Origin of the sequence: Methylomonas koyamae (genome assembly GCF_001644025.1) — a bacterium.
In the GTDB taxonomy this organism is placed as follows: domain Bacteria; phylum Pseudomonadota; class Gammaproteobacteria; order Methylococcales; family Methylomonadaceae; genus Methylomonas; species Methylomonas koyamae_A.
Map to the genome: position 1 here is coordinate 1 of NZ_LUUK01000193.1, position 23,010 is coordinate 23,010.

Here is a 23,010-nt window from a genome sequence, read left to right on the forward strand (position 1 = left end):
AAGTCCGACAGGCTCCTAGGTTAGAACATTAGCCGGTCAAGCCCGGCTATTGATCAGTCCCATGAAATTTTAAGCAGCACATTTCACAGACTGGTCTTGGAAGAAGCGTTTTATCCGATCTGGCGACAGTGCTAAGTGAGTCATGTGTTCGTTGGCGGCTGCACGTAATTTGGCTTTTGTTCCGACGGGTACTTATTCCAATGGTTTGTTTCAAATTGGCATTCTAGCGTTCCTCCGGGTTTCACCCGGGACATAGCTGGGCAGATAGAATATTTCGATCGGATGCTTATGATCTTCCAGCCAGGCTTTGACAGGTTAGGCATGGGATTAATAACTCACCTTAAACGTCGGACTATCCTCCGGCCGCGTTTTCCGGTGATCGTAAATCCGCGTCGTTGAGATATTGGCGTGGCCTAGCCATTCTTGCACCTTGGCGATGTCGGCCTGATGGTCGAGCGCATTCGTGGCCGCTGTCGCCCGCAGTGAATGCGCCCCGATGTTGCGCTGAATAGGCTCGCACGATCTTATATACGCCATCGGCGGTGATCGATTTGCCGTTATTATCTTGTGTGTTGTGGCCGACCGGCCGGAATAGGGCGCCATTGTCGTCGCTGCCGTGGCCAGCTTGCTCAATATCAGTCGGCTTGTCGCCGGGTGGAGCGGAACATAACGGGTTTTGCCGCCTTTGCCGGAAACTTTCAGATGCGGTACACCGGGCCGCTCGTGCTCGAAGTCTTTGACCTTAAGCTTGCACAACTCATCGCGGCGTAGGGCATGATAGAGCAGGGTCGCTAGCATGGCCCGGTCGCGCTTGTTTTTTAGGGTATCGCCTTCTGGACGGTTTGACGGCATTGAAATTCACGCAGCCAATGGTTTTCTGATCGATCAGTTTACCCGCGATGGTGTCAATCAGCTCGCCGACGAATATGGCGGCTCGGTCGATAACCGTTTGCGCTTCATGCTGGAAATTGTCGCCGACCTCTGCAATGCCATTGGCAGCACCAAAGTCGGTATTCGCATTTCGCCCACCAACAAGGTTTGGGGCATACGCGATACCCATCCGGAAATCACCTTTGGCAGAGCAGCGGAAAAACTCAATGAGTTTAATCTGGCCTATTTGCATGTGCTGGAGCCAAAACCCGATACCCCGCATTTTATGGCGACCGTGGGGCATTTAATGCCGTTAATACGCCAACGCTATCAGGGGGTGTTGATTGCCAATTGCGGCTATACCCAGCAAACCGGCAATGAGGCTATAGAAAATCAGGAAGCCGACGTCGTCGCCTACGGCTCATGGTTTATTTCCAACCCGGATTTGGTTGCACGCTTTGCCCGTAATGCCCCAATAACCGAACCAAACCGTGAAACTTATTATTCTGCCGGTGCTGTCGGCTATACCGATTATCCCGTTATGTGCGCATAAAGGTCCGCGTCGCCGTCTCTAAAACATTTACGTCTACGGCGATCTTCAGTCCGAATTATCCCCTGCGAATTCGAGTTCGTTATAGCTTCGCCACTGAATAGTTTTGACCTATAGACAGAGCACAAATTACCGTTCAGGCGTGCCTCTAGCGACAGTTCGTCAACCAATTTGGCGGCAACGACTTTGTGCGGCATGGAGACGACGGCACCCCGAAGTTTTTCAAGGCGCACAGGCCCGCGGTTACCGTGCACGAATTGCTCTTCGCCACGCAGCAAGGACGCAGCTTCGACCACGTCGCTCATGTTCCCTGAGGGGACTTTGAGCGTATGTACCCAGCCGGTTTCGTGATCGACACCAAAATGAAATTTACTGCCGAAAAACCATTGATTGCTTCTCTTACTAGAATGCAATTCCGGGTAACGAGACTCGGTTTTATTCTTGGTCGAGGTCGGCCCGGCAATCAGGCTGCCATCGACGATGGTGCCGACTATTAAAAACAGCCCGCGTTCACCCTGAGTTTTGTTGATGGCCCGGAAGATTTGTTTGTTCAAGCTGTTCTGTTTCGGCAAATGCCAGAACTGCAAAATCGCGCTTTCTTCCGGCAACGCTTCCACGCGGATTCCACAAAAACGCCGTAGCGACTCAACCTCATACAGTGCGTCTCCCATGCCCGGTTAGGAGCAGTTGTAGACAATCTGCACCACGTGGACATATAACATCGCATTCAAAGGAAACGCTTTGTGGCTTCGGCCTTAGCCTGGCGTAATAAGGCTCGATCACCGCGAGCATCACTTGCCAAGGCATTAGGCTTTCGAGTAGTTGGTCAAGAAACTTTTCACGCCGCGTGACTTTGCCTTTGTTGGCGTATTCCACATCGGCAAAACTGAACTCCGGCGAGTGACGGCTTCCGCCCGTAAAGATTTTCGCCCATCCATGGGACGAAAATCAGGGCTCCACCGTCACGGTGATTGCCTTCGGCGGCCCTGGCCGTCCGCGTCACCCCGGCTTTGACCCAACAAGGGGTCAAAGCCTTGGCTCTCGCATGACTCGACGCCGTTTCACGAGGCCTTGCAGTTTTTCTAGTCGAAAAACCGCCCGGCGCTACGGCTTCCAGGGACTACTCATCCTTCACTCGCCGGCGCTTCGTTTTCAAGGTTTCGCAGCGGTTGATTTTGTTCCAAGCGCGTTATCTCGAAAACAGGGCTACTGCTGAATTATACCGCTCGCAGGGTATTAATCAGAGGTTCCTTTTCTTTCAAAATTCCATTAAGAGCATAACCATATTTTTAATTTGAATTCCATTTTCATATATGGGATCTTTGTAATTGTCTAAAAAGAAATTTTTTCTGATACTGAAGATTTCGAATCCTGATTTTTTATAAAAGTCTATTTCTTTAAAGCACTGATCGCAGGTGCCAACCAGTAATTTCTTAAAGCCTCTCGCCCGAACAATTCTTATTATATATTTGAGCAACATCGTTCCAATCCCTTGTCCTTGCAGCTCCCTTACTACGGCGATATTTTTAATTTCTACAATATATTTTTCTTCCGATTTTAATATAAATGCAGCTATGATTTTGTCTGCTATTTCGGCAATAAACACCTCGCCTTTATTTATGTTTATATTTATTGCCTCTATCGTGTCATCAGAAAGCAATAACAACTCATAGGGAGCTTGTTCATTTTCATGTAGCGGTCTTATTTGCATTTCAGGTAAACTTAACGATAAATAGACTTGTTTTTTTTCATTAAAAAAATGAGTTCTGTCGCAAATAGACCGCTGAACCAGGGTAATAGGCCGGACTTGAGTCGATGTTGGGCTTCAACGCATTCAATTCAGCAGAAGCCACCTTAGCCGGCATTGAAACCGCGCATAGGATTCGAAAGAGGCCGTTGTCGCAATAGTTATTCCGGATTATCGTCAGTTTATGGCATTGGCGGGATAACTTTGTCCAGGCATTAACGCGTTTTCGGCCCAGTGTAAATTTGCGACAGAACCTTTAATACCGTCACTGCAGCAACGTTACAATGGTGTGTTGATTGCCATGCGGTTCAGGCTTCGCCGGTTTCCTGCCGCCAGGCATTGAATTGGGCTTGGACTTTGGCTTGGTCTTTTTTGGATTTAACCTCAGGGCCAATGTCCAGGCCGGCATCGCGCAAACAAAGGATTACATCGTTGGACAACACAACGCCATCCCAGCTGATATAACGCAAAAACATCTGGCCGGTATTGCCGCCCAAACGGCTACCTCGTTCGCTTAAGACAGTCAGCAGCTCGATTTGCCGGGCTGATGGTCAAGCGCTTAAAAACTGACCGAAGCTGCCATGTTCCTTAGCGATTTCCCGGACAAAGCTGGCGTTGTCCCGTACCGACAGGATTTTCGCGGCATTGCGCACGATACGCGGATTGGCAAACAGAGCATCCCAAAACTCGTTGGGCTGGAAGGCCAAACTGTCCGGGTTAAAGCCTAAAAAGGCGGTTTCGAATTCCGGCCATTTGGCTTCAATTACCTTCCAGGAAAACCCGGCACAAAAAACCCGTTTGCTCATTTCGGCCAATATCCGGTCATCGCCGAGCTGCTGCAGGTATTGTGGATTCGGTGGTGATGGCAGTAGCGCAGTGAGCGCGTCTGCGCCGCCTTTACGTTGTTGGGCGCGTGCCAGAATGCTGTCGAAAGATGTCACAGCTACAGTCCATTGGTTGAGTTTTAAGCCTTGGGTTTTAGTTTGGGTTGCCGTTTTTTGGGCGGCGGCAGACTGGATGCGGTTAATTGCAGCAATTGCGTCAGCCACATAGCATCTTGCCATTGCCCTTCGGCAACGAGAAAACAGGGTTTGGCTCCGCGATAAGGCGATTGCATGGGGCAGTCGCCTACAAATAACTGACCTTGATCGGTAGGTTTGACATACAACTGATCATCGCAAATCAGGGCCACCATTATTTCGTCACAGAACACGCCGTATTCGCCAAACATCTTCTTGGCGCGAACCTTTCCCGCGGCTGAAACTTGCTCGAGGATAAAGGCGACGGTGCTGTCGCTAGACGCCATAGCTCAGCCCCCAATCGGTGAGCACAATTCGACCAGTGTGCCGTCGGGACAACGCACATAGGCCACGGTCTGGCCCCAGGGTTTTTGAATCGGCTGTTTGAGCGAAGTCGCTCCCGCCTGAATTGCATGCTGATACGCAGCCGCAACATCGTCGGTCAGCAGTGCGATTTCAGTGCCTAACGGTAATATCGACGCGTCGGCGGCAACGTAACCATTCGGCAGATTGCTGCTGCCTAGTGTGTGAGAGGCAAATGCCAGCGTGGTTTGCCCGGTATCGAGTTCGCCGTACCCACCGGATTCGTGGATAAATCGGGTTTTCAGGCCGAATGCCTTGTCGAAGAATGTCAGAGAGGCTAAGACATCCGTGACATAGATAATGGTATAACCGAATTTCATGCGACTGAGTTCCTTGTATATGCGATTATTGCGTGAACGGTTGTGGGCGTCGTATCAATCGGCGGTTCTCGACAAGCATTTACAAAAAACCGAGCAGCGCCGCTTTAACGGCTGCCGCGGTTTTATTGGTGGCGTTTAATTTTGCCGCGGCATTGCTGATATGGAAATTGACCGTCCGCTCGGTAATTTTCATAATGTCGGCGATTTCGCCGGCGGTTTTGCCATCGGCCGTCCAGCGTAGTACCGCAATTTCGCGGTTCGATAGTTTCGCGTCCGCTTCCGGTAGCAATTTGGGCAACAAGCGGCGTGACAAGGCAATATGTGCAGATTGAGTCAACCAAGCCATTTTAAAAGCCTTGTCCGCCAGCTCCGTTTCGGTCAGCGGATCATCGGAACGCGCCAATGTTAGCATGCCGGTGGCGCCGGGGACATCCCGCATGGATTGCGCCCAACCATAATGCAAGCCGAACGAACGTGCTTCCTCCCAAAACGCCGCCGTTGAGGCGAACAAACCGTCGGTCCATAGAATGGGCTTTGACGAGCGGAGGGCATGTTTGACGGTGGGATCGATCGCACAATAATTTTTAGCCTGATATTGTGCCTGCCAAGCCGACGGATAATTACTCACTTTCACGATCTTTGGCTTGCTCAGCGGCAGCGTCGTCCGGAGTCCGTAGGCGCAGTAATCAAAACCCAATTCCGCGCCGAACGCCGCAATGGCTTGAAAAAGCTGATGCTCGCTGTCGCTGGTTTGCAATGCTTGAAGTTGAATTTCTTGCCAAGCTTTCATGGGCTTACCGTCGTTAATTCCGTTCGACAGCTTATCCTAAAGGCTGAGTACACGGAAACCCCATGTCCGGGCTATTTACCGGCAAACCGGAATGGCGGTAAAAGCTGTCAATATTGACAGTTGTTAGACCGTTGTGAATAGCGTCTAATCCGGCAATGCGGGTAGGTGTTTAAACTGCACCCGGTATTATGTTCTTAGCCAACAGCCACTCTTTTTTGAGTATTAACCCGTAATCATGACTTTCGATATTTTCACCGCCGCTACCGACGCGGAAATTCAAGCCTGTTTTCCGGTGTTCAGCGAGTTGCGCCCGCACCTCAAGCAAGAGCAGTTTCTAGCCCAGGTTCGCCGCCAGCAACTGCAGTCCTACCAAATTCTGGCTGTTAGACAGCAGGGCGCTGTTAAAAGCGTGGCGGGTTTTCGTTTGGCCGAGTTTTTGGCCTGGGGCAAAATACTGTATATCGACGATTTAGCCACGCTTAGCGGCGAGACTTCGCAAGGTTTCGCCGGCGCCTTGCTCGATTGGCTGATAGCCCATGCTAAAGCCCACGATTGCCGCGGCGTGCATCTGGACTCCGGCCATCAACGCTTTACCGCCCATCGCTTGTATCTTAATAAGGGCTTTCAACTGAGCAGCCATCACTTTTCCCTGACCCTCAATATCTAGATTTACCATGAGAATTCTGGCCTTATCTGGCAGTTTGCGGGCGGTGTCCATCAATTCCGCGGTGTTGCGGGCCGTAAAACAGTTGGCACCGGCCTCGATTGAAGTCGGTCTGTTTTCCGGGCTTGGCGAGTTGCCCTTATACAATCCGGATTTGGAAAGCGCGCTTCCGGCCGTCGCGAAGCAATTGCGCAACGACGTAGCCGCGGCGGATGCCTTGCTGATCGCCAGCCCGGAATATGCCCACGGCGCTACCGGCACCATCAAAAATGCGCTGGATTGGTTGGTGGCATTCGAGGGCTTTGTGGATAAACCGGTGGCGGTATTAAACGCGACGCCGCGCGCCCATCATGCCGATGACGCGCTCCGGGAAACCTTGGTCACGATGTCGGCCACACTGATCGAAGTCGCCTCGATCACCTTGCCGCTGCCGAGCACCAACATTGGCGAAGCGGAGCTATTGGCAATGCCGGAAATCGTTTCATTACTGACCGGCGTGTTAACCAAAATCCAACGCACGGTAAAGTGGTTACCGGACATGAAGCCTTTCTTGGGCAGCAGTGTCTATATCGACAGCCAACATCCGGCCATCGTCGCGCAAGCCGCCAAACTGGCGGCCGGCTGCGCCGATGAGGAAGCAATCGTCAAACGCTATTTCGAATTCGTCCGCGACCAGATCAAGCATAGTTGGGACTACCGGATGAACCCGGTGACCTGTATAGCCTCCGAAGTGTTAATCCATGGTACCGGCTACTGTTATGCCAAAAGCCATTTGCTGGCGGCGCTGTTGCGCGCTAATGGCATTCCGGCCGGGCTGTGTTACCAGCGCTTGACGATAGACGGGGAGCAGCCCCCTTATTGCCTGCACGGTTTGAACGCGGTTTACTTGCAACAATACGGCTGGTACCGGATCGATGCGCGCGGCAACAAGCCTGGCGTGGACGCGGATTTTTGCCCGCCGCTGGAGAAATTGGCGTTTTCGATTGTGAATTCGTTGGAGCAAGATTTGCCCGGCATCCATGCGGAACCCTTGCCGGCAGTCATTAAAGCCTTAACCGAATACCAAACCGTCGAGCAGGTTTATCACAACTTGCCGGACGTTGCCGCTACCGAGCAATGACCACGAACTCGCCGTTGATCATTCGTTCCGCCGTAGCGACCGATGCCGAGTGCGTTAGCCAACTGATTGGCAGTGTTGCCAACCGTTGTACGATTTCCCCAACAGGCGACGGTGCCGAGATGTTTTATTCGAGCATCAGCCCGCAAGCGATTGATTGCTACATCGCCGACGCTAATTTCCTTTATCTCGTCGGTTTGCTAAACGGTAAGCTGGCCGGCGTCGTTGCCGTCCGCGACGCCCGGCATCTGTTTCATCTGTTTGTGGCGCCTACCTGTCAATACCAAGGCATCGGCACGGTGTTGGCTTTGCGAGCCATCGAGTTATCGCAGGCCGCAAGTCCGTCGGAAATCTTCACTGTTAATGCCTCGTTACCCTCGGTGCCGTTTTATGTCCGACTCGGGTTTCAGCCGCAAGGGTCTGGCATCGAAGCAAATGGCGTGGCGTTTATCCCGATGCAATTGGCGACCGCAGACCTAGACTATGCTCTACCGCAACCGTGGCTATGAACTGGTATTTCCCCAAACACGTGTTAGACATGCGAAGTACGCCGCTATCATGCTAACTGTCGGAAACTAACGACGCTATTTGTTCTTTGTTGAGAAATTATGATTGAAAAAATATTCAAGCTGTCAGAGAGTATTCGCTACGTCGCCATCTATAGAAATGGTCAGCTAGAATCGAAAGCAAAATCGAATATGTTGGGCGCCAGCAGTTCGGAGAGCGATAGATATGAAGAGCTGTTGGTCAATCCTACTTTGCTTAAATTGGCCTCGCAACGAGGCAACATCGACTGTGGCGGTTTGGAATACCTGCTTGTGCGCTATGGAAACTTTTTCCAGTTTGTATGTCCTGTTGGTTCGGGTCATCTATCGGTGTGCATAGAACCAGATGCGGAGGGTCTCCTTGAAATAGGTACGAAAATCAAATTACTGGTACAAAGCGACTCATGACATGCTGTTTTTTGAGGCCAAACCTGTTTTTGTACGCGGCCCCTTTATCTAGCATTGTAGTTGAACAGAGCTTGCCAACATTGGCAGCCCAGTTAATTTGAACATCGATCGAAGAGAATCAACCATGGACGTCTCGCAATTACCCTTCAATCGGCTTATCGGACTGGAGCTCGCCCATCCGGATAGCGGCTTTTTAGTTTGCTTGCCCGATAAACTGCAATACACCAATCATCTCGGCACCGTTCATGGCAGTGCCTTATTAGCGGTTGCCGAGGCGGGCTCCGGTGCATTCCTTTCGCAACACTTTGCTAATGAAACCGGAGTTGTCCCGGTCGTGAGAAAACTCGAAGCCAAGTTTCGTAAGCCTGCATCGGGTCAAGTATCCGCCCGGTGCGAAGTAGCCTCTGACAAAACTGTCCGCTGGTCGACCGAGTTCGCGTCTCGCGGGCGGGTGTCGGCGCCAATTCCGGTCGAGGTTGTCGATGGAGCCGGAGTTGTAGTCCTATCGGCAGTAGTCGAGTGGTTTATCGTCCGCGACACGCCCGATTTACGTTAAACCTTTGGAAAAAATAATGGTTACTTGCTATCTGCGGTATGTCATCGACCCATTCAAGCTCAAGGAATGTGAGCGTTACGGAAAACTCTGGATTCCACTCGTCGAAAAATTTGGCGGCAAACACCACGGTTACTTCTTACCGTCGGAGGGCGCAAACAATATTGCTTTGGCATTGTTTACCTTTCCAAGTCTGGCTTTGTACGAGGAGTACAGAACCCAGTCGAATCAAGACCCAGAATGCTTGGCCGCATTCAAATACGCCGAGGACACTCGCTGCATTGTTAGTTATGAACGCAGCTTTTTTAGGCCTGTTTTCAATTGAAAAAAACTACGCTAATTCAAACAAGGCATTAAAGAAATATGCCTCCTAATTTTACGTTAGACTTTTATGAAAGCTATCGATCACTCATCCGCTGAGTATTACACATGGGGTGACGGCTGCGACGGCTGGCATCTCGTAAAACGAGCCGACATGTCGGTGATCTCCGAACGCGTACCGGCCGGCGCAAGCGAAGTACGTCACGTTCATGCCCGCGCTCGGCAGTTTTTCTATATTTTGGAAGGTTGCGCCATTATGGAAATAAACGGCAAACGCATCCAATTATCGGAAGGGCAAGGCATTGAAGTCGCCCCGGGAATGCCACACCAATTCATCAATGAATCGAGTGCTGATGTTCAGTTTCTGGTGATCTCTCATCCGGCTACACTAGGTGACCGTGTAGAGGTCTAACATGATGCTAAAAGGTAATGCCAGCGCCTTAGTTCCAGGTCATATTGCAAGTTAAGTGATGGAAATTACATTATTCAGGCACGGTAAGCCAACGTTCGAGTTGAAAGGCAAAGTCAAAGCGCGAGACGTTGGCGAGATTATCAGCTGTTATGATTTATCCGGCATAGCTGACGAACCGCCGGAACATGCCAAGCAACGCGCTTCGGCATGCCATGTCGCCGTTTGTAGCGACTTTATCCGTTCTCTGGAATCGGCCAAGGCATTGAGATTTGCCGATATTTTGCTGAGTGACCCGGTGTTTCGGGAAATTGCTGTCCCTCATTTCAAACAGGGTGGGTTGACGATGTTGGTTGGTGCCTGGGGCTTATTGTTACGCTGTCTGTCGACGATGGGATTCTCGCGAAACGGCGAGTCGCTCTCCATGGCAAAACTGCGGGCGCAAGTCGCGGCATCGTTATTAATAGACATGGCGCATGAGCATCAAAGCGTCTTGTTGGTGGGGCATGGTTTCGTTAATTATTTCATAGCCCAGGCGTTGTTAGCCCGAAATTGGGTTGGTCCCGCGAAGCCGGGCGGCGGCTATTGGGAATATGGGATATATCGCTATCGTGCAACATGACCCACAAAGGGAATAATTTGGACCACATTCAACAATATGCTTGCATCGATTACCGGCAACACCAAAATACTCGGCGTCATCGCCGATCCGGTCAGCCAGGCCAGAACGCCGGCTATGGCGAACAGACTGCTGGAAGAAAGAGGGCGCTGGGGTGACTTTGTCATGCTTCCCATGCCAGTATCGGCGCATGGTTTTCCCACATTCATTGCGGGCCTGCGCGCCTTGAAAAACTTCGGGGGCGCCGTCGTTTCCATGCCACACAAAGTCGTTGCGGCCCACTTGGTTGATGAACTGACGCCAGAGGCACGCCTGATCGGTGCTGTGAATGTCATTCGCCGGAACGGTGACGGCCGCTTGATTGGCACCATGCTGGACGGCGAAGGTTTTGTTGCCGGATTGGCCGGCGCCGGCTACAGCGTGAAAGACGCGCACATCCTTCTGGTCGGAGCCGGAGGCGCCGCATCGGCGATTGCTTTTGCCCTTGCCAAACATCGCTGCTCGTCACTTTGCATACAAAATCGAACACCGGAAATAGCCGGCGCGCTGTCGGCGAGAGTCAGCCACGCCTATCCGCAAGTGGACATATCGACAGAGTTGCATTCGAATGCTCGCTACGATATTGCCATCAACGCCACTTCTCTCGGCATGAAACCGAATGATGAGCTACCGATATCCAAGCCTTTGATACGGCATTGCGACCTGGTAGCCGAATGCGTGATCGCACCGGAAATGACACCGTTACTCCAGGAAGCGTCCGGCCAAGGGAAAGTCATCCATACCGGTGTTCCGATGTTGGCCGCACAAATGCATCTGATGTTGGCGTTCATGGAAGCCGAGTGAGATGCAATAGGCCAAGAGCGCTTGTCGATATAGAATAAGTACTAGATTGCGGTTGCAGTGATGGTGGATCATAAGAGAGCTGTACGCTATAGGTTACGAGTTTCACACCATAACCCTGTCACTACTGACAGTTGTCGCAAGACATTAACCTGGGTTGTAATTAACCCAAAATAATCCGTTTCTATGCAGAAATTATTGGAGTCAAAATGCTTGGTGAAACAACGGGGGCCGTTCGTGTTTTATTGCGACTGGAGGGATTTTGCGTATTGGTTGTGGCCTGCGTCGCCTACTCAAAATTCAGCTTGGACTGGAGCACTTTCGCAATCTACTTCCTGGTACCCGATATTTCTTTACTCGGTTATTTCGCCGGCGCCAAAGTTGGTGCCATTAGCTATAACACTGCGCACTCCTACATCGGTGCCATTGCCAGTCTGGTGATCGGCTTTACGCTTCCGTCCCCGGCACTGCAATGTGCCGGTTTAATCTGGTGTGCCCACATTGGCTTTGATCGGGCGCTGGGCTACGGACTCAAGTATCCGGAGGGCTTCGGTTTTACCCATCTTGGCCGCATCGGGCGATTTGGTGCCAAACGTTCGGAAAAACAATAATCGGGTGAGAAGTCTGGACACAACTTCCATACACAACACCCTTAGAACGCCGGGAACCGAAGGTTACAGCGAGTGCGCGGCAACATTGATTCTCCAATACGAAACCATCGTATTCGAGGAGCTTCACCGCGCCGAATTACACCTGTTGCTGACAACACCAGGATTTGTTTTGGACATCGGCGCGGGCATCGGTATCGATGCTGCTTGGTTTGCGGCGCGGGGACATAGGGTGCTAGCTGTCGAGCCGACCGAGGAATTCCGCATCGCCGGAATGGCGCGATCCGCGGGCTCTGCAATTGAATGGCTGGATGATGCTTTGCCTTCGCTCGATCGCGTTTTGGCGCGCCGCCAGATGTTCGATACCGTTATTTTGAACGCAGTATGGATGCATTTGAACGAGCGGGAGCGGCGTCTTGCAATGGCTAAAGTGGCCGCACTGGTGGCTCCTAAAGGTCTCCTGATGTTGTCGCTTCGGCACGGCTCCGTGCCCAAGGGGCGGAGAATGTTCCAGGTGTCAGGCCAAGAAACGGTTAATTTGGCAGGACAACACGGTTTGCGGCCGATTCTAAATGTGCAGACCGAGTCCTATCAGCTTCTCAACCGCACAAGCGGTGTTGTCTGGACTCGCTTGGCTTTCAGACACGCAAAATAGCTTGCCATGAAATTCGTGCGGTTGTGGCATTTTCGCTTTGTGCTAGTTGGCTCAGTTTCGCCTCATCTTTCCCACGTCAGCGAAGAATTTGCCAGCCGAGATTTTGATGTGCAGATTAATAAGGCTGCTTACGAATTTCAGCGCGGCGGTAATCAAATGCTGGTCATCAAACCTAAATAACGAACATGGATTAAAGCAACTGTCGCATGCGAGCACGCGAATGAAATTGAAGTTTAGACAAGCAACGCCAGACCAGGCAGAAATAATTGGCTCAATGGTTGTCCAGCGGCGAGTGTCGGCTTCCGGCGGGAAAGATTGCTAGCCATCCCTGGCTAGCAATCGCGCCTACACCGCCACGTGTTTGCCTGCGGCGGCCCTGGCCGTCCGCGTCACCTCGGCTTTGACCCAACAAGGGGATCAAAGCCTTGGCTCTCGCATGACTCGACGCCGTTTCGCGAGGCCTTGCAGTTTTTCTACTCGAAAAACCGCCCGGCGCTACGGCTTCCAGGGACTACTCAACCTTCACTCGCTAACGCTTCGTTTCCAAGGTTTCGCAGCGGCTGACTCAGGAAATCTGCGAGCGTACTCATGCGCAGCATTTCGATATCGATTTGGCAGGTACTGTTCAGCGCTGTGAAGCCTTGTTATCGGCCGGCCACTACGCGGCTATTATTGGCTGGTCGGATAATATCCCAGTGGCTGTTTCGACCATCGCCGAAACCTATGCGTTATATGCCGGCGGCAAAATAGGCGTCATTCAAGAGTTTTACGTTATTCCCGAGTTTCGGCGTTCGGGTGTCGGCACCCTGTTGATTGAGCGGGTTAGAATTTATGGGCAACAGCGCGGTTGGTCGTGCATTGAGCTATGCACGCCGCCGCTCCCGGAATTCGAGAGGACATTAAGTTTTTATCAGCATAACGGTCTTATGCCGGTTGGCGGTCGGAAAATGAGACAGAATTTAGCTACCAATAACTAAGCACGCATGTACTTTGCGTTAGCTGCCATGGAGGAAGGTTGATGAAATTCACTAGCTGGGCGGTGGCGATTCTGCTGCTGGTGCCGATTTCTGCGTTTGCTTTTTTCAGACCGGTTCGGGTTCTGATTCCGGAAGCATTCGGCGTCCGTTGCAACGAACAAAACCTATGCATAGACGATGTTTCTCAGCTTGCGGCGGCGGAGTCGCTACTTTCCAACTCGAAAACTTATCTTGCTACGCAATGGGGCTTGTCTATCGGCGAGCCGAAGATCATCTTCTGTCGCACGGAGCAATGCCGGTCTGCATTCGGCTTATCGAACAAGGCTGGATTCACCTTGGGCAGTTTCGCTATCGTCATCGCGCCGCGCGGTTGGCAGCAACACTACGTGGCGCATGAGCTCATCCATCATTGGCAGGCCGACCACTTTGGTAGCCTGGTACTGCTAACAGGTGAGCAGTGGCTGATCGAAGGCATGGCCTATGCTCTGAGTAACGATCCGCGTATAGAACTGCATGAGCCCTTCGAATCCTATCGTCAGCGGTTCAATGACTGGTACAGACTGAATACCAATATCCCACTCAAGGAATCGCTGGCTGGAGCACTCTAAATGGCAACAAATATTCTTACGCTATTGCGCACCATTGGACGCTGGACGTCACGTACCATAAAGACTGGGCTGGTATTGTTAACCGCATTGCTACTAACCGGGTCCATTTACCAACACTTCGCGGTAAAGGCCGACTTGGAAAAATACCCTGCTCCTGGCCAGATGGTCGAGGTGGATGGGCATCCATTTCATATTGATTGCACGGGTTCAGGACCATTGACGGTGATTCTCGAAGGCGGCGCAGGCGCTTCCTCACTGGCCTGGGCCTGGATACAGCCGGAGGTGGCAAAAAGCGCGAAGGTTTGTTCTTATGATAGAGCCGGATACAGTTGGAGCGCGCCAAGCGAGCTCCCCATGGATGCCATTAATACCAGCCGGCAACTCCACAGCTTATTGAGCGCTGCGAATCTTCCCGGGCCCTACATTCTGGTTGGCCACTCTATCGGCGGAGCGTATGTGCGCATGTTCGCCGCAAATTATTCTCAGGATGTGGCAGGATTGGTGTTGGTAGATGCGACCAACCCGTCGGTGCTGGAAACCTATGCCGAAGTCGATTTGCCGAAGGTCGAAGACTGGACGCCGCCTACCGTCCAGGTATTTCCCTATCTGGCTTCTGTCGGGGCAATGCGCGCGGTTCTCGGTTTGGGGCTTTTCAATCTTGCCGCCGGACTTCCCGCCGATACGGAAGCGACCGCCAATGCCTTCCTTTCCCAGACCGATTACCTCAAAACTGTCGTTTGGGAATACCGCTTTTTACCGGACACGCTGAAGCAAATTCGTTCATTAAAGCCTCTAAACGATCTGCCGGTAGCGATAATCGTAGCGGGTCAATTTACTGGGCTCGATGCAGAAACCGCAGCAAAATTCATTAATTGGCATCAGAAACAACAACGCAATTGGCTGGATTTATCAAAGAACAGCTCGTTACGAACCATTGAAGAAGCCGATCATATATCCCTGATGACCAATCACCGTCATGCCCACGAAGTTGCGAAGACGATTATTGAAATGGTTAAAAATGAGGGTTTAAAGCGGATGCGCTCAACAACGCTATTAATAAAGAGCTACTCATTCTGATGGATCATCTTTTTAATATCTATGGTTTACTAATTTTAGGAGCAATGCTATGAGTCAATTTAAAGGCAGCTGTACGTGCGGAGCAATTCGCTATGAATTACAAACCGAGCCACGTTTGTCCTTTTTATGTCAATGCCGGCAATGTCAAAGAATCACCGGAACAGGCCATTCGGCCGAGTTCGTGGCGTCGGAAAAGGACACTGATATTTCGGGAGAGCTGAAATTTTACGAATTGACTGCCGATAGTGGCAATACCGTCACTAGCGGGTTTTGTCCGACTTGCGGCAATCCGGTTTTAAAGAAGTCATCAGGTTATCCGGGGATGCTGTTTTTTCATGCCGCAACCTTGGATAACCCGACTGTATTTCAGCCGCAGACGGTGTTTTGGGGTGTCAGTCACCAGCCTTGGGATTACGTCAATCCCGATCTTGAACTGAAACAACGTACCTGAGAAGTAGCGAATGAACCTAGCCAAACGCATGGTCTTGACCGTTATTGTGTTGATTTCTTGCGTCGGCTGCGATCAGGCCAGTAAATCAGTTGCCCAGTCGTTATTGTCCGAAACCGAAGTCTGGTCGTTTTGGGGCGACACGGTGCGCTTGCAATTGGCGCATAACCACGGCGCATTTTTGGGGCTGGGATCGTCGTTTCCTGAAAATCTTCGAGAAAGTTTATTCTCGCTTGGTGTAGCCGGCATGTTAATCGCTTTGCTGGGTTACATCCTGTTTTCAAAATCGGTCTCACCGTCCTCGATCCTGGCCTATGCGCTGCTGTTGGCGGGAGGCTTGGGCAATCTGATCGATAGATTGATGTACGGTGGCTATGTGGTGGATTTTATCAACATCGGCATCGGGCCAATCCGCACCGGTGTGTTCAATGTCGCCGATATGGTCGTGGTCGCTGGCGCGTTGATGTTGTTTACCGGCATGCCGCGAACTAACAAACGGCTCTCCGAGAGATGAATCCATTCAGCGAATATCCGCAATACGATGCCTTGGGCTTGGCGCAGCTGGTGCAATCCGGCGAAGTTTCGGCAGGGGAATTGCTGAAGGCCGCTCAGACGCGTTTGGCGGAGTTCAATCCGTTACTTTATGCCGTCGTCACGCCGATGGAAGAACTGGCGGAATCGCTGGTGAAAAACCTAGGCAAGCGTGGACCGTTTACCGGCGTGCCGTTTCTGGTCAAGGACCTGATGCTGCGTTTCGCGGGCGTCACTATGTCGAACGGCTGCGTGGCGATGAAGAATTACCGTCCCACCACCGATAGCGAGATGGCCGCTCGGCTCAATGCCTCCGGTTTGATTACCTTCGGCAAGACCAATACCTCCGAGCTCGGCGCATCGGCGCTGGCCAAGAATGCCGTGTTCGGGAGCACCCTCAACCCCTGGGATTTACGCCTTAATTCCGGCGGCTCCAGCGGTGGTAGTGCCGCAGCCGTGGCCGCACGCATTGTGCCGATGGCCTATGCCAGCGACGGCGGCGGCTCAATCAGATTGCCGGCGTCCTATTGCGGCATCTTCGGTTTCAAACCCTCTCGAGGCTTGAACCGCTTCGAGGATTTATCGAAGGCTTGGGGTGGGGCGGTGGTCAGTCACGTTTGCACGATCAGCGTCCGCGACAGCGCCGCCTATCTGGATTTAGTGGCCGGCAATACCGGTCAGGCTGCGGCCAACCCGGCTCTCACGTCTTATCTTTACGCCACCACGCAGCCACCGAAACGTCTGAAAATTGCTCTGATCAACTTGGCACCGGTCGAGACGCCGATACACCGTGACTGTCTCTCTGCCGCGGCCAAGGCCGCCAAACACTGCGAAGCGCTCGGCCACGTAGTGGAGGAAGCGGTCTGGAATTTCGACGGCCGCGAATTGATGCGGGCCTTTCTGACCGTGATTTTTTACTATACCGCGCGGGATGTCGCCAACATGGCGCAGTGGCTGGCGTTGACCGAGCCTGAGCTGGCCATCGAGTTGAATACCCGGCTGATGGCGGGCATCGGCAAAGGCGTGCGCGACGAACAGCTGCAGCAGGCGCTGGCTGTCTGGCAGCGGATCGCCGGGCGGTTGGCGGATTTTCATAGCCGCTACGACGTGGTTCTGACGCCGACGGTCGCTACGCCACCGTTGGCATCCGATGCGCTCGATCCCAATGTTTTGGAACAATGGCTGATGCGCGGATTGCTGGCGAGCGGTTTGACCGACAAGCTATTCTCCAACAGCATGCTGAACGCGATCATCACCAAAGCCGCACAGCAAACACCGTTCACCCCGCTTGCCAACATCACCGGCCAACCGGCCATGTCGGTGCCGCTGTATTGGAGCGACGACGGCTTGCCGCATGGCGTGCAGTTCATGGCCGCAACAGGTAACGACCGGCTACTGTTCCAACTGGCCGCCCAGCTCGAACAAGCAGAGCCTTGGAAACACAAGATGCCGCCGTTATGCCAGTAATAGCGTTCAGCCAATTCGGCGCCGCCGACGGCCAGCCGGTGATCTATTTCCATGGCACGCCAGGATCGCCTGACGAATTCGAAATTTTTGACCTTCATGGCAAACAACATCATCTGACCATCATTTGTTATGACCGCTCAAGCATAGCCCCTGGGTTGCAAGGCGACGCTTATTACCAATGCCTAGCCGATGAGATTGCCAAAAAGGCTGGCGATAAATCCGTCGATTTTATCGGCTTTTCGATCGGCGCTTTCATTGCCTTGCAAGTGTGCCGGGCGATGAACGGCAAAGTCCGTAGCCTGTATTTGGTTTCCGCCGCGGCGCCGCTGGATGCCGGCATTTTTATCGACGCGACGGCGGGAAAAGCCGTTTTCCGGCTGGCTCAAAATCATCCGTCAGCTTTTCTGTTACTGGCTCGCCTGCAAGGAGGGCTGGCGAGTATTTTTCCCCGCTTGTTGTCGCGGATGTTATTTTCCAGTGCAGTCGCCGAAGACCGAACGTTGGCGGCCGATCAAGGGTTTCGGAACGCCATAACTAGAACGCTCAAAACCTGTTTCAAGCGCGATTCGCTAGGCTATGCTCGCGACATCATCGCCTACGTCCAGCCGTGGAACGCAACGCTGGCCGATATAAGCACAGATACTTATATCTGGCACGGCGCGGAAGACAACTGGTCGCCGGTTGCGATGGCGGATTATCTGGAATCGGCGCTGCCTGGCTATTCGAAAATCACGATACTGGATGGGCTTTCCCATTATTCCTGCCTGTATCGAACTGCGCTGGCGATCTGTCAGTCGATCAAGGCCTTAAACTAGCCGAGAAAACCCATGACCCAATCAATCGCATTGCTCGGCGAATACACGCCGACATTTCCGCCCCATCTGTCGACCAACGCCGCTATCGAACATGCCAGGGCGGCGTTGTTGGAGCTGGACGTCAATGCCGACTGGATTTCGACCGCAGACCTCGACCATACGCTGTTCAAACGCTACTCCGGTATCTGGATCGCCCCCGGTAGCCCGTACAAAGACATGGACAAGACATTGGCGGCAATCCGTCATGCCAGAGAAAACAATATCCCATGCTTTGGAACTTGCGGCGGTTTTCAGCATATGATTATCGAATATGCCCGCAACGTGTTGGGCTTTAAAGACGCACAACATGCCGAGTACGATCCGTACGCCTCGACGCTTTTCATTTCGCAACTCGCATGCTCGCTGGCCGGGAGGGCGCTGCCGCTGACTTTGGAAGCGGATTCGCGCGTTGCCGAAATCTACGGTGCCTTAACGGCAACCGAACAGTATTACTGCAACTTCGGCATCAACCCGGACTATGTCGATACCCTGAAACAAGGCCCCATGCGAATTACCGGCGCCGATGACGAAGGCGAGATTCGGGTGATCGAGTGGCCTGGACATCCATTTTTCATCGGTACGCTGTTCGTACCGCAAGCCCGATCCACGCCGGAACGACCGCATCTTTTGGTTTCGGCTTTTTTAAGGGCCGTGGTAAATCCATGAATGCCTATCTCATTTTGGATCTAACAATTCATGATTTTGATCGATTCCGAGAATACATCTCGAAAATACCGGCATTGATAGAAAAACATTCCGGAAGGTACGTGGTCCGGGGCGAACCACCTACCGTTATAGAGGGTGATTGGAGGCCTGAAAGAGTCGTTGTCATCGAGTTTCCATCACGAGAACAAGCTAACGGCTTTCTTCAAGACCCCGAAGCACAAACGCTTTTTTCATTACGCCATCAAACGACCACAAGTAAACTCGTTTTAGTGGATGGATGTTTGTAACGCAACAGTAAAGCCCAACATAATAACGATTAGATCATCAAATGGCACAAATCAAAATCTACGGGATTAAAGACCATCTCAACCCCATCAAGCGGCAATTGTCCGATGTGATTCATGAATGCGTGGTGGAGGCGCTACAGTTTCCGCAAGACAAGAGGGCGCACAGATTCTTCCCGCTGGAAAAAGACGACCTGTTCGCGCCCAGCGGCAGGACAGACGCCTATACGATCATCGAGATCAGCATGATTAGCGGCCGGGAAACGGCGACCAAGAAAAAACTCATTCGTTTACTGTTCGACCGCATCCAAGAAAAGATCGGCATTACTCACCAGGATATTGAAATCTGCATTTATGAAAGTCCCGCCTGCAATTGGGGATTCCGCGGCATGCATGGCGACGAAGTGACATTGAATTACAAAATCAATGTGTAACGGCATCGACACTTAAACAGTAAGCATCCAGCAAGCACTCATGTATATCCCTAAGCATTTCGACGAACCCAGAATCGAGGTCATGCAGGCCTTGATACGTGAATATCCGCTGGCGACCTTAGTTACCTTGTCCGCCAGCGGCCTGAACGCCAACCACATTCCGCTGCATTGGCTGGAGGAGGGCGATACGGCTTACGGCTGTTTGCACGGCCACATCGCCCGCTCGAATCCGCTGTGGAGCGATTTCGATTCGCAAGCCGAAGTGCTGGCGGTGTTTCAAGCCGAAAATGCCTATATCTCGCCATCCTGGTATGCCAACAAACCGAAAACCGGCAAAGTGGTGCCGACCTGGAACTACGCCGCTGTGCATGTTTACGGGACGTTGCGGGTAATCGACGATCCTGTCTGGATTCGCCGGCAATTGCAGGCTATGACGGATGAACTCGAAGCCCGTTTCCCCGAGCCCTGGTCGGTAGCGGACGCGCCGGCCGATTTTACCGAACGCTTGCTCACGCAGATTGTCGGTATCGAAATCAGCGTGACTCGGTTGCAAGGCAAGTGGAAAGTCAGCCAAAACCAGCCGCCGGAAAACCGAAACAGCGTGATCGAAGCATTGCGCGCATCTGGCCAGTCGGCCATGGCAAACTTGGTTGCCGATGCAGCTAAACCCTAACGCCAACCATTGATGGAAGCCGTCATGAAGTCATTTTCCGTTCGCCAAGCCACCCTGTCCGACCTGGATGCACTCGTTCCGTTATTCGACGGTTACCGCCGGTTTTACGGTAAACCTAGTGATCCGCATGCGGCGAAATCGTTTTTGCGGGATCGATTGGAACACGGCGAATCGGTATTGTTCCTGGCCGAGCAGGACAATAGCGCCACCGGCTTTGTTCAGCTTTACCCCAGCTTTTCGTCGGTCTCGCTGGCTCGAACCTACATTCTCAACGATCTATTTGTCGATGCCGGATTTCGTAGACAAGGTATTGCCGGCCGGCTCATGGCTGCGGCAGTCGAATATGCGGCAACCTTAGGCGCAGTCCGCCTGAGCTTGTCAACGGCAGCAATCAACACCGAGGCGCAGGCACTTTATCGAAGAACCGGTTGGACACGTGACGAACAGTTTTATGTCTACCATTTGCCTATCCCGGCAATTGAACCTTTAAACGGCTAAGTCGGGAATGGTTTATACGATGGGTTTGGTTTGAATCGGGAAATTTTTATCCTGGTCAGTTGCTGGCGGTCCCTTCAACGATTCATTGATGCGGACCGGCACAGAATTAGCCGGGATGCTGGTTAATGTTGTTCCTTACACTTAATTTAGTAGAAGAGTTTTATGAACATCACATCATCACCGTAATGATCTTAGCGGTAGCGGTGGCATGTTATCTGGCCGATTATTCCGGTATCGGTAACATCGCCTTCATCGTTGGCGCAGGCTTCGAGACGTGGTTTTGGATTCGGCTCTTGATCAAACGTCCGTCCGCTTGAAGCAGCTTCATGTTGGACGCTGATTGACAGCCGGATAAGGCTGTAGCGCCTCTTACTAATTGCGAAAACAGAGTTCCGATGCACCCCTCAAACGAAACCTTAAGCCTGGAACTGGTAGCGATGGCAAAAAACGATCTCTCGGTACGCGAGGCGTTGGTTGCCGATGGCTCGCTGGGCCGAGCTCTCTACCATCCGCGCATGGAAGCCGTACATATCGGCAATGCCGCTCGTCTCGCGGAGATCCTCGAACAATACGGTTGGCCTGGAAACCGTCTTGTCGGCGAGGAGGGGGCTTGCGCCACATGGTTGATCGCGCAACATGCCATTGGCAATCCCTCATTCATGCGGCATTGCCTGTCGTTGCTGAAGCAAGCCGCCGCCGACAACGACGTGATACCTTGGCAAGTTGCATTTTTGGAAGACCGCATTCGCACGTACGAGGGAAAGCCGCAAATTTACGGTACTCAATTCCAGACGAATAAGAACGGGCAACTCGAACCTTATCCAATCGAGAATCCGCAAGCCGTCAATGATCGACGGCTTGCGGTCGGCTTGAACACCATCGAGGAAAGAACCGCCGAATTAACAGCGCAAAGCATGCGGGAGAATATCCCGACATCGCCCGATCTGGACGAGCAATATCTAACATGGCTTTATTCCGTGGGTTGGAGGGTTGCAAGTTGAAGCCCGACAACCGGTTCGGATATGGGGTGCACCGTCCAACCTTCTGCTGGCTGACATGACATTCGTATTATTGCCGCGTTTGCGTTACCTGCTGTTCGGGGTGGTCATCGTCAGTCTTGCCGCGCTGGCGGGAGCCGTTTATCAAGCCGAAAGAACTGCAGCATACCTTGCCGCATTCCCGCCGCCGGGGCGTATGATTTCAGCGAATGGCGTGAATCTTCATCTGTATTGCATGGGTTCCGGTTCGCCGACGTTGATTCTCGAAGCGGGCCTCGGCGAAAACGTGTTGAGCTGGTATCCGGTTCACGCCAAGCTTGCCCAGACGATGCGCGTTTGCGCCTATGATCGCCCCGGACTGGGCTGGAGTGATCCCATGGACGCCGCCATCCAGCCGGACGAGGTGGCTGAAAACCTGCACGCCTTATTGCACAACGCCGGCATTGCCCCGCCGTTTGTGCTGCTCGGCCATTCGCGAGGCGGAATTTATGTGCGCGCTTTCTATCACCGGTTTCCCGAACAGACGCAAGGAATTGTCCTGGTCGATTCGACGCATGAACTAGGCCCTATGCACGATTATCCCTACGCCATCTGGGATTATCGGAAACAAGCCATGCAGATCGCAATTGCCGAACCGTTATCGCGGCTCGGTGTGGTCAGGCTGCTGGGTATCGCCGATGCCGACCGCAGGCCTTCTCTGCTACCGGCGGCAATCCTGGCAGCGAAAACCGCGATACAAAGTCGCACCGATACCGCTCATGCGGTGGTCAATGAAATCGCCGTGATGCGCCAAGGACTCGATTCAGCGACTCCGCCGCCAGACAGTTTAGGCAATCTCCCGTTACTGGTGCTAACCGCCGGCAATCTGGTGGACCCGGATATAGTCGCGCGCGAAGCGGCGAGCGCGGGCAAAGATGTCGAAGCGGAAAAGGTACTCGCCGAAATTCAACAGGCCGACCAGGATGATCTGGCCCCTCTATCCAGCCATTCACGGCATATAGTGGTCGGCAACAGCGGCCATTTCATCATGCAGGACCAAGCCGATGAATTCGCCATAGCGGTGCGCGACTTCGTGAAAGAGGGTCGGCCGGGATTCA

36 protein-coding genes and 1 pseudogene are annotated in these 23,010 nt (G+C 52.6%); 28 read left to right on the top strand and 9 right to left on the bottom strand.

What is annotated here, in order from left to right:
• Window positions 1-69: 69 nt before the first annotated feature.
• A pseudogene (locus A1355_RS26245) lies at window positions 70-315 on the bottom strand (IS630 family transposase); the annotation flags it as partial.
• Between the two features lie 12 nt (window positions 316-327).
• Window positions 328-798: a tyrosine-type recombinase/integrase gene (locus tag A1355_RS17710; RefSeq protein ID WP_197471841.1), complete on the bottom strand. Its 471-nt coding sequence runs from the start codon at window positions 796-798 to the stop codon at window positions 328-330.
• On the opposite strand from A1355_RS17710, the gene A1355_RS17715 reads away from it, so the two are divergent.
• Window positions 797-1,423 (top strand): hypothetical protein, encoded by a 627-nt coding sequence (locus A1355_RS17715; protein WP_064030606.1) that lies wholly within the window; start codon window positions 797-799, stop codon window positions 1,421-1,423. The two genes, A1355_RS17710 and A1355_RS17715, sit on opposite strands and share 2 nt — an antisense overlap.
• Here A1355_RS17715 and A1355_RS26250 read toward each other — a convergent pair.
• The 7 genes from A1355_RS26250 to A1355_RS17745 all read right to left on the bottom strand — a co-directional run bounded on the left by A1355_RS26250 (window position 1,402) and on the right by A1355_RS17745 (window position 5,659).
• Complete coding sequence (locus tag A1355_RS26250; protein ID WP_064030607.1) at window positions 1,402-2,037, bottom strand: transposase; 636 nt, start codon at window positions 2,035-2,037, stop codon at window positions 1,402-1,404. The two genes, A1355_RS17715 and A1355_RS26250, sit on opposite strands and share 22 nt — an antisense overlap.
• A gap of 641 nt (window positions 2,038-2,678) precedes the next feature.
• Entirely contained in the window at window positions 2,679-3,131 is a 453-nt protein-coding gene (locus A1355_RS17725; RefSeq protein WP_064030608.1) for a GNAT family N-acetyltransferase, read from the bottom strand.
• Between the two features lie 344 nt (window positions 3,132-3,475).
• On the bottom strand, window positions 3,476-3,664 hold the full coding sequence (locus tag A1355_RS25785) for a hypothetical protein (protein ID WP_197471842.1): 189 nt from the start codon (window positions 3,662-3,664) through the stop codon (window positions 3,476-3,478).
• A 54-nt stretch (window positions 3,665-3,718) separates the two neighbouring features.
• Window positions 3,719-4,108 (bottom strand): DNA-3-methyladenine glycosylase I, encoded by a 390-nt coding sequence (locus A1355_RS25790; protein WP_197471843.1) that lies wholly within the window; start codon window positions 4,106-4,108, stop codon window positions 3,719-3,721.
• Window positions 4,109-4,131: 23 nt separating this feature from the next.
• Window positions 4,132-4,473: a TfoX/Sxy family protein gene (locus A1355_RS17735; protein ID WP_064030609.1), complete on the bottom strand. Its 342-nt coding sequence runs from the start codon at window positions 4,471-4,473 to the stop codon at window positions 4,132-4,134.
• Window positions 4,474-4,476: 3 nt separating this feature from the next.
• Window positions 4,477-4,869, bottom strand: coding sequence for a VOC family protein (locus A1355_RS17740; protein WP_064030610.1), 393 nt, complete (start codon window positions 4,867-4,869; stop codon window positions 4,477-4,479).
• Window positions 4,870-4,948: 79 nt separating this feature from the next.
• A complete protein-coding gene (locus tag A1355_RS17745; RefSeq protein WP_064030611.1) occupies window positions 4,949-5,659 on the bottom strand; it encodes an autoinducer binding domain-containing protein in 711 nt (236 codons plus the stop codon).
• 235 nt (window positions 5,660-5,894) lie between these two features.
• Between A1355_RS17745 and A1355_RS17750 the strand changes: the two genes are divergently transcribed.
• From A1355_RS17750 to A1355_RS17870, 27 genes are all read left to right on the top strand, one after another.
• Complete coding sequence (locus tag A1355_RS17750) at window positions 5,895-6,326, top strand: GNAT family N-acetyltransferase (RefSeq protein WP_064030612.1); 432 nt, start codon at window positions 5,895-5,897, stop codon at window positions 6,324-6,326.
• A gap of 7 nt (window positions 6,327-6,333) precedes the next feature.
• Window positions 6,334-7,443: an NAD(P)H-dependent oxidoreductase gene (locus tag A1355_RS24740; RefSeq protein ID WP_082885627.1), complete on the top strand. Its 1,110-nt coding sequence runs from the start codon at window positions 6,334-6,336 to the stop codon at window positions 7,441-7,443.
• Window positions 7,440-7,949, top strand: coding sequence for a GNAT family N-acetyltransferase (locus tag A1355_RS17760; protein WP_064030613.1), 510 nt, complete (start codon window positions 7,440-7,442; stop codon window positions 7,947-7,949). The genes A1355_RS24740 and A1355_RS17760 overlap by 4 nt, the downstream gene beginning before the upstream one ends.
• Window positions 7,950-8,048: 99 nt before the next feature.
• Window positions 8,049-8,393, top strand: coding sequence for a hypothetical protein (locus tag A1355_RS17765; RefSeq protein ID WP_064030614.1), 345 nt, complete (start codon window positions 8,049-8,051; stop codon window positions 8,391-8,393).
• Between the two features lie 124 nt (window positions 8,394-8,517).
• Window positions 8,518-8,949, top strand: coding sequence for a PaaI family thioesterase (locus A1355_RS17770; protein WP_064030615.1), 432 nt, complete (start codon window positions 8,518-8,520; stop codon window positions 8,947-8,949).
• A gap of 16 nt (window positions 8,950-8,965) precedes the next feature.
• Entirely contained in the window at window positions 8,966-9,271 is a 306-nt protein-coding gene (locus A1355_RS17775) for an NIPSNAP family protein (protein WP_064030616.1), read from the top strand.
• Between the two features lie 66 nt (window positions 9,272-9,337).
• Entirely contained in the window at window positions 9,338-9,679 is a 342-nt protein-coding gene (locus A1355_RS17780; RefSeq protein ID WP_064030617.1) for a cupin domain-containing protein, read from the top strand.
• Between the two features lie 58 nt (window positions 9,680-9,737).
• Complete coding sequence (locus A1355_RS17785; RefSeq protein WP_064030618.1) at window positions 9,738-10,298, top strand: histidine phosphatase family protein; 561 nt, start codon at window positions 9,738-9,740, stop codon at window positions 10,296-10,298.
• 36 nt (window positions 10,299-10,334) lie between these two features.
• Window positions 10,335-11,138: a shikimate dehydrogenase family protein gene (locus tag A1355_RS17790; RefSeq protein WP_064030619.1), complete on the top strand. Its 804-nt coding sequence runs from the start codon at window positions 10,335-10,337 to the stop codon at window positions 11,136-11,138.
• A gap of 206 nt (window positions 11,139-11,344) precedes the next feature.
• A complete protein-coding gene (locus A1355_RS17795; protein ID WP_064030620.1) occupies window positions 11,345-11,746 on the top strand; it encodes a DUF4260 domain-containing protein in 402 nt (133 codons plus the stop codon).
• Window positions 11,747-11,750: 4 nt separating this feature from the next.
• Window positions 11,751-12,398, top strand: coding sequence for a class I SAM-dependent methyltransferase (locus A1355_RS17800; RefSeq protein WP_197471844.1), 648 nt, complete (start codon window positions 11,751-11,753; stop codon window positions 12,396-12,398).
• A 6-nt stretch (window positions 12,399-12,404) separates the two neighbouring features.
• The gene (locus tag A1355_RS25335) at window positions 12,405-12,578 is read left to right on the top strand and encodes a hypothetical protein (protein ID WP_197471845.1); all 174 of its coding nucleotides are present in this window, start codon (window positions 12,405-12,407) and stop codon (window positions 12,576-12,578) included.
• A gap of 461 nt (window positions 12,579-13,039) precedes the next feature.
• Window positions 13,040-13,375 carry a GNAT family N-acetyltransferase gene (locus A1355_RS17805; RefSeq protein WP_231883717.1) on the top strand — a complete coding sequence of 112 codons (336 nt, stop codon included), beginning with the start codon at window positions 13,040-13,042 and terminating at the stop codon, window positions 13,373-13,375.
• 41 nt (window positions 13,376-13,416) lie between these two features.
• Window positions 13,417-13,983: a hypothetical protein gene (locus tag A1355_RS17810; protein ID WP_064030622.1), complete on the top strand. Its 567-nt coding sequence runs from the start codon at window positions 13,417-13,419 to the stop codon at window positions 13,981-13,983.
• Window positions 13,984-15,060: an alpha/beta hydrolase gene (locus tag A1355_RS17815; protein WP_064030623.1), complete on the top strand. Its 1,077-nt coding sequence runs from the start codon at window positions 13,984-13,986 to the stop codon at window positions 15,058-15,060.
• Window positions 15,061-15,109: 49 nt separating this feature from the next.
• Window positions 15,110-15,511 carry a GFA family protein gene (locus tag A1355_RS17820; RefSeq protein WP_064030624.1) on the top strand — a complete coding sequence of 134 codons (402 nt, stop codon included), beginning with the start codon at window positions 15,110-15,112 and terminating at the stop codon, window positions 15,509-15,511.
• A 10-nt stretch (window positions 15,512-15,521) separates the two neighbouring features.
• The gene (lspA, locus tag A1355_RS17825) at window positions 15,522-16,022 is read left to right on the top strand and encodes a signal peptidase II (protein ID WP_064030625.1); all 501 of its coding nucleotides are present in this window, start codon (window positions 15,522-15,524) and stop codon (window positions 16,020-16,022) included.
• Window positions 16,019-17,506 carry an amidase gene (locus A1355_RS17830; protein ID WP_064030626.1) on the top strand — a complete coding sequence of 496 codons (1,488 nt, stop codon included), beginning with the start codon at window positions 16,019-16,021 and terminating at the stop codon, window positions 17,504-17,506. The genes lspA and A1355_RS17830 overlap by 4 nt, the downstream gene beginning before the upstream one ends.
• Window positions 17,497-18,321 (top strand): alpha/beta fold hydrolase, encoded by an 825-nt coding sequence (locus A1355_RS17835; protein ID WP_064030627.1) that lies wholly within the window; start codon window positions 17,497-17,499, stop codon window positions 18,319-18,321. Before A1355_RS17830 ends, A1355_RS17835 begins: the two co-directional genes overlap by 10 nt.
• 12 nt (window positions 18,322-18,333) lie before the next feature.
• Window positions 18,334-19,026: a glutamine amidotransferase-related protein gene (locus A1355_RS17840; RefSeq protein ID WP_064030628.1), complete on the top strand. Its 693-nt coding sequence runs from the start codon at window positions 18,334-18,336 to the stop codon at window positions 19,024-19,026.
• Window positions 19,023-19,313 (top strand): DUF1330 domain-containing protein, encoded by a 291-nt coding sequence (locus A1355_RS24745; RefSeq protein WP_082885628.1) that lies wholly within the window; start codon window positions 19,023-19,025, stop codon window positions 19,311-19,313. The genes A1355_RS17840 and A1355_RS24745 overlap by 4 nt, the downstream gene beginning before the upstream one ends.
• Window positions 19,314-19,354: 41 nt before the next feature.
• Entirely contained in the window at window positions 19,355-19,744 is a 390-nt protein-coding gene (locus A1355_RS17845) for a tautomerase family protein (protein ID WP_064030629.1), read from the top strand.
• Between the two features lie 40 nt (window positions 19,745-19,784).
• A complete protein-coding gene (locus tag A1355_RS17850) occupies window positions 19,785-20,417 on the top strand; it encodes an FMN-binding negative transcriptional regulator (protein ID WP_064030630.1) in 633 nt (210 codons plus the stop codon).
• 24 nt (window positions 20,418-20,441) lie between these two features.
• Window positions 20,442-20,915 (top strand): GNAT family N-acetyltransferase, encoded by a 474-nt coding sequence (locus A1355_RS17855; RefSeq protein WP_064030636.1) that lies wholly within the window; start codon window positions 20,442-20,444, stop codon window positions 20,913-20,915.
• A 125-nt stretch (window positions 20,916-21,040) separates the two neighbouring features.
• The gene (locus A1355_RS17860; protein ID WP_064030631.1) at window positions 21,041-21,232 is read left to right on the top strand and encodes a hypothetical protein; all 192 of its coding nucleotides are present in this window, start codon (window positions 21,041-21,043) and stop codon (window positions 21,230-21,232) included.
• A gap of 78 nt (window positions 21,233-21,310) precedes the next feature.
• Complete coding sequence (locus A1355_RS17865) at window positions 21,311-21,916, top strand: DUF6624 domain-containing protein (RefSeq protein WP_064030632.1); 606 nt, start codon at window positions 21,311-21,313, stop codon at window positions 21,914-21,916.
• Window positions 21,917-21,971: 55 nt separating this feature from the next.
• A partial coding sequence (locus A1355_RS17870; protein ID WP_064030633.1) for an alpha/beta fold hydrolase occupies window positions 21,972-23,010 on the top strand: 1,039 nt, incomplete at its 3' end.

Excerpts from the sequence above, each read along its gene's own strand:
- A1355_RS17715 (WP_064030606.1), top strand. The coding sequence starts at position 797 with ATGGCCCGGTCGCGCTTGTTTTTTAGGGTATCGCCTTCTGGACGGTTT.
- A1355_RS17710 (WP_197471841.1), bottom strand. The coding sequence starts at position 798 with ATGCTAGCGACCCTGCTCTATCATGCCCTACGCCGCGATGAGTTGTGC.
- A1355_RS17725 (WP_064030608.1), bottom strand. The coding sequence starts at position 3,131 with ATGCAAATAAGACCGCTACATGAAAATGAACAAGCTCCCTATGAGTTG.
- A1355_RS17735 (WP_064030609.1), bottom strand. The coding sequence starts at position 4,473 with ATGGCGTCTAGCGACAGCACCGTCGCCTTTATCCTCGAGCAAGTTTCA.
- A1355_RS17740 (WP_064030610.1), bottom strand. The coding sequence starts at position 4,869 with ATGAAATTCGGTTATACCATTATCTATGTCACGGATGTCTTAGCCTCT.
- A1355_RS17745 (WP_064030611.1), bottom strand. The coding sequence starts at position 5,659 with ATGAAAGCTTGGCAAGAAATTCAACTTCAAGCATTGCAAACCAGCGAC.
- A1355_RS17750 (WP_064030612.1), top strand. The coding sequence starts at position 5,895 with ATGACTTTCGATATTTTCACCGCCGCTACCGACGCGGAAATTCAAGCC.
- A1355_RS24740 (WP_082885627.1), top strand. The coding sequence starts at position 6,334 with ATGAGAATTCTGGCCTTATCTGGCAGTTTGCGGGCGGTGTCCATCAAT.
- A1355_RS17760 (WP_064030613.1), top strand. The coding sequence starts at position 7,440 with ATGACCACGAACTCGCCGTTGATCATTCGTTCCGCCGTAGCGACCGAT.
- A1355_RS17765 (WP_064030614.1), top strand. The coding sequence starts at position 8,049 with ATGATTGAAAAAATATTCAAGCTGTCAGAGAGTATTCGCTACGTCGCC.
- A1355_RS17770 (WP_064030615.1), top strand. The coding sequence starts at position 8,518 with ATGGACGTCTCGCAATTACCCTTCAATCGGCTTATCGGACTGGAGCTC.
- A1355_RS17775 (WP_064030616.1), top strand. The coding sequence starts at position 8,966 with ATGGTTACTTGCTATCTGCGGTATGTCATCGACCCATTCAAGCTCAAG.
- A1355_RS17780 (WP_064030617.1), top strand. The coding sequence starts at position 9,338 with ATGAAAGCTATCGATCACTCATCCGCTGAGTATTACACATGGGGTGAC.
- A1355_RS17785 (WP_064030618.1), top strand. The coding sequence starts at position 9,738 with ATGGAAATTACATTATTCAGGCACGGTAAGCCAACGTTCGAGTTGAAA.
- A1355_RS17790 (WP_064030619.1), top strand. The coding sequence starts at position 10,335 with ATGCTTGCATCGATTACCGGCAACACCAAAATACTCGGCGTCATCGCC.
- A1355_RS17795 (WP_064030620.1), top strand. The coding sequence starts at position 11,345 with ATGCTTGGTGAAACAACGGGGGCCGTTCGTGTTTTATTGCGACTGGAG.
- A1355_RS25335 (WP_197471845.1), top strand. The coding sequence starts at position 12,405 with ATGAAATTCGTGCGGTTGTGGCATTTTCGCTTTGTGCTAGTTGGCTCA.
- A1355_RS17810 (WP_064030622.1), top strand. The coding sequence starts at position 13,417 with ATGAAATTCACTAGCTGGGCGGTGGCGATTCTGCTGCTGGTGCCGATT.
- A1355_RS17815 (WP_064030623.1), top strand. The coding sequence starts at position 13,984 with ATGGCAACAAATATTCTTACGCTATTGCGCACCATTGGACGCTGGACG.
- A1355_RS17820 (WP_064030624.1), top strand. The coding sequence starts at position 15,110 with ATGAGTCAATTTAAAGGCAGCTGTACGTGCGGAGCAATTCGCTATGAA.
- lspA (WP_064030625.1), top strand. The coding sequence starts at position 15,522 with ATGAACCTAGCCAAACGCATGGTCTTGACCGTTATTGTGTTGATTTCT.
- A1355_RS17830 (WP_064030626.1), top strand. The coding sequence starts at position 16,019 with ATGAATCCATTCAGCGAATATCCGCAATACGATGCCTTGGGCTTGGCG.
- A1355_RS17835 (WP_064030627.1), top strand. The coding sequence starts at position 17,497 with ATGCCAGTAATAGCGTTCAGCCAATTCGGCGCCGCCGACGGCCAGCCG.
- A1355_RS17840 (WP_064030628.1), top strand. The coding sequence starts at position 18,334 with ATGACCCAATCAATCGCATTGCTCGGCGAATACACGCCGACATTTCCG.
- A1355_RS24745 (WP_082885628.1), top strand. The coding sequence starts at position 19,023 with ATGAATGCCTATCTCATTTTGGATCTAACAATTCATGATTTTGATCGA.
- A1355_RS17845 (WP_064030629.1), top strand. The coding sequence starts at position 19,355 with ATGGCACAAATCAAAATCTACGGGATTAAAGACCATCTCAACCCCATC.
- A1355_RS17850 (WP_064030630.1), top strand. The coding sequence starts at position 19,785 with ATGTATATCCCTAAGCATTTCGACGAACCCAGAATCGAGGTCATGCAG.
- A1355_RS17855 (WP_064030636.1), top strand. The coding sequence starts at position 20,442 with ATGAAGTCATTTTCCGTTCGCCAAGCCACCCTGTCCGACCTGGATGCA.
- A1355_RS17860 (WP_064030631.1), top strand. The coding sequence starts at position 21,041 with ATGTTGTTCCTTACACTTAATTTAGTAGAAGAGTTTTATGAACATCAC.
- A1355_RS17865 (WP_064030632.1), top strand. The coding sequence starts at position 21,311 with ATGCACCCCTCAAACGAAACCTTAAGCCTGGAACTGGTAGCGATGGCA.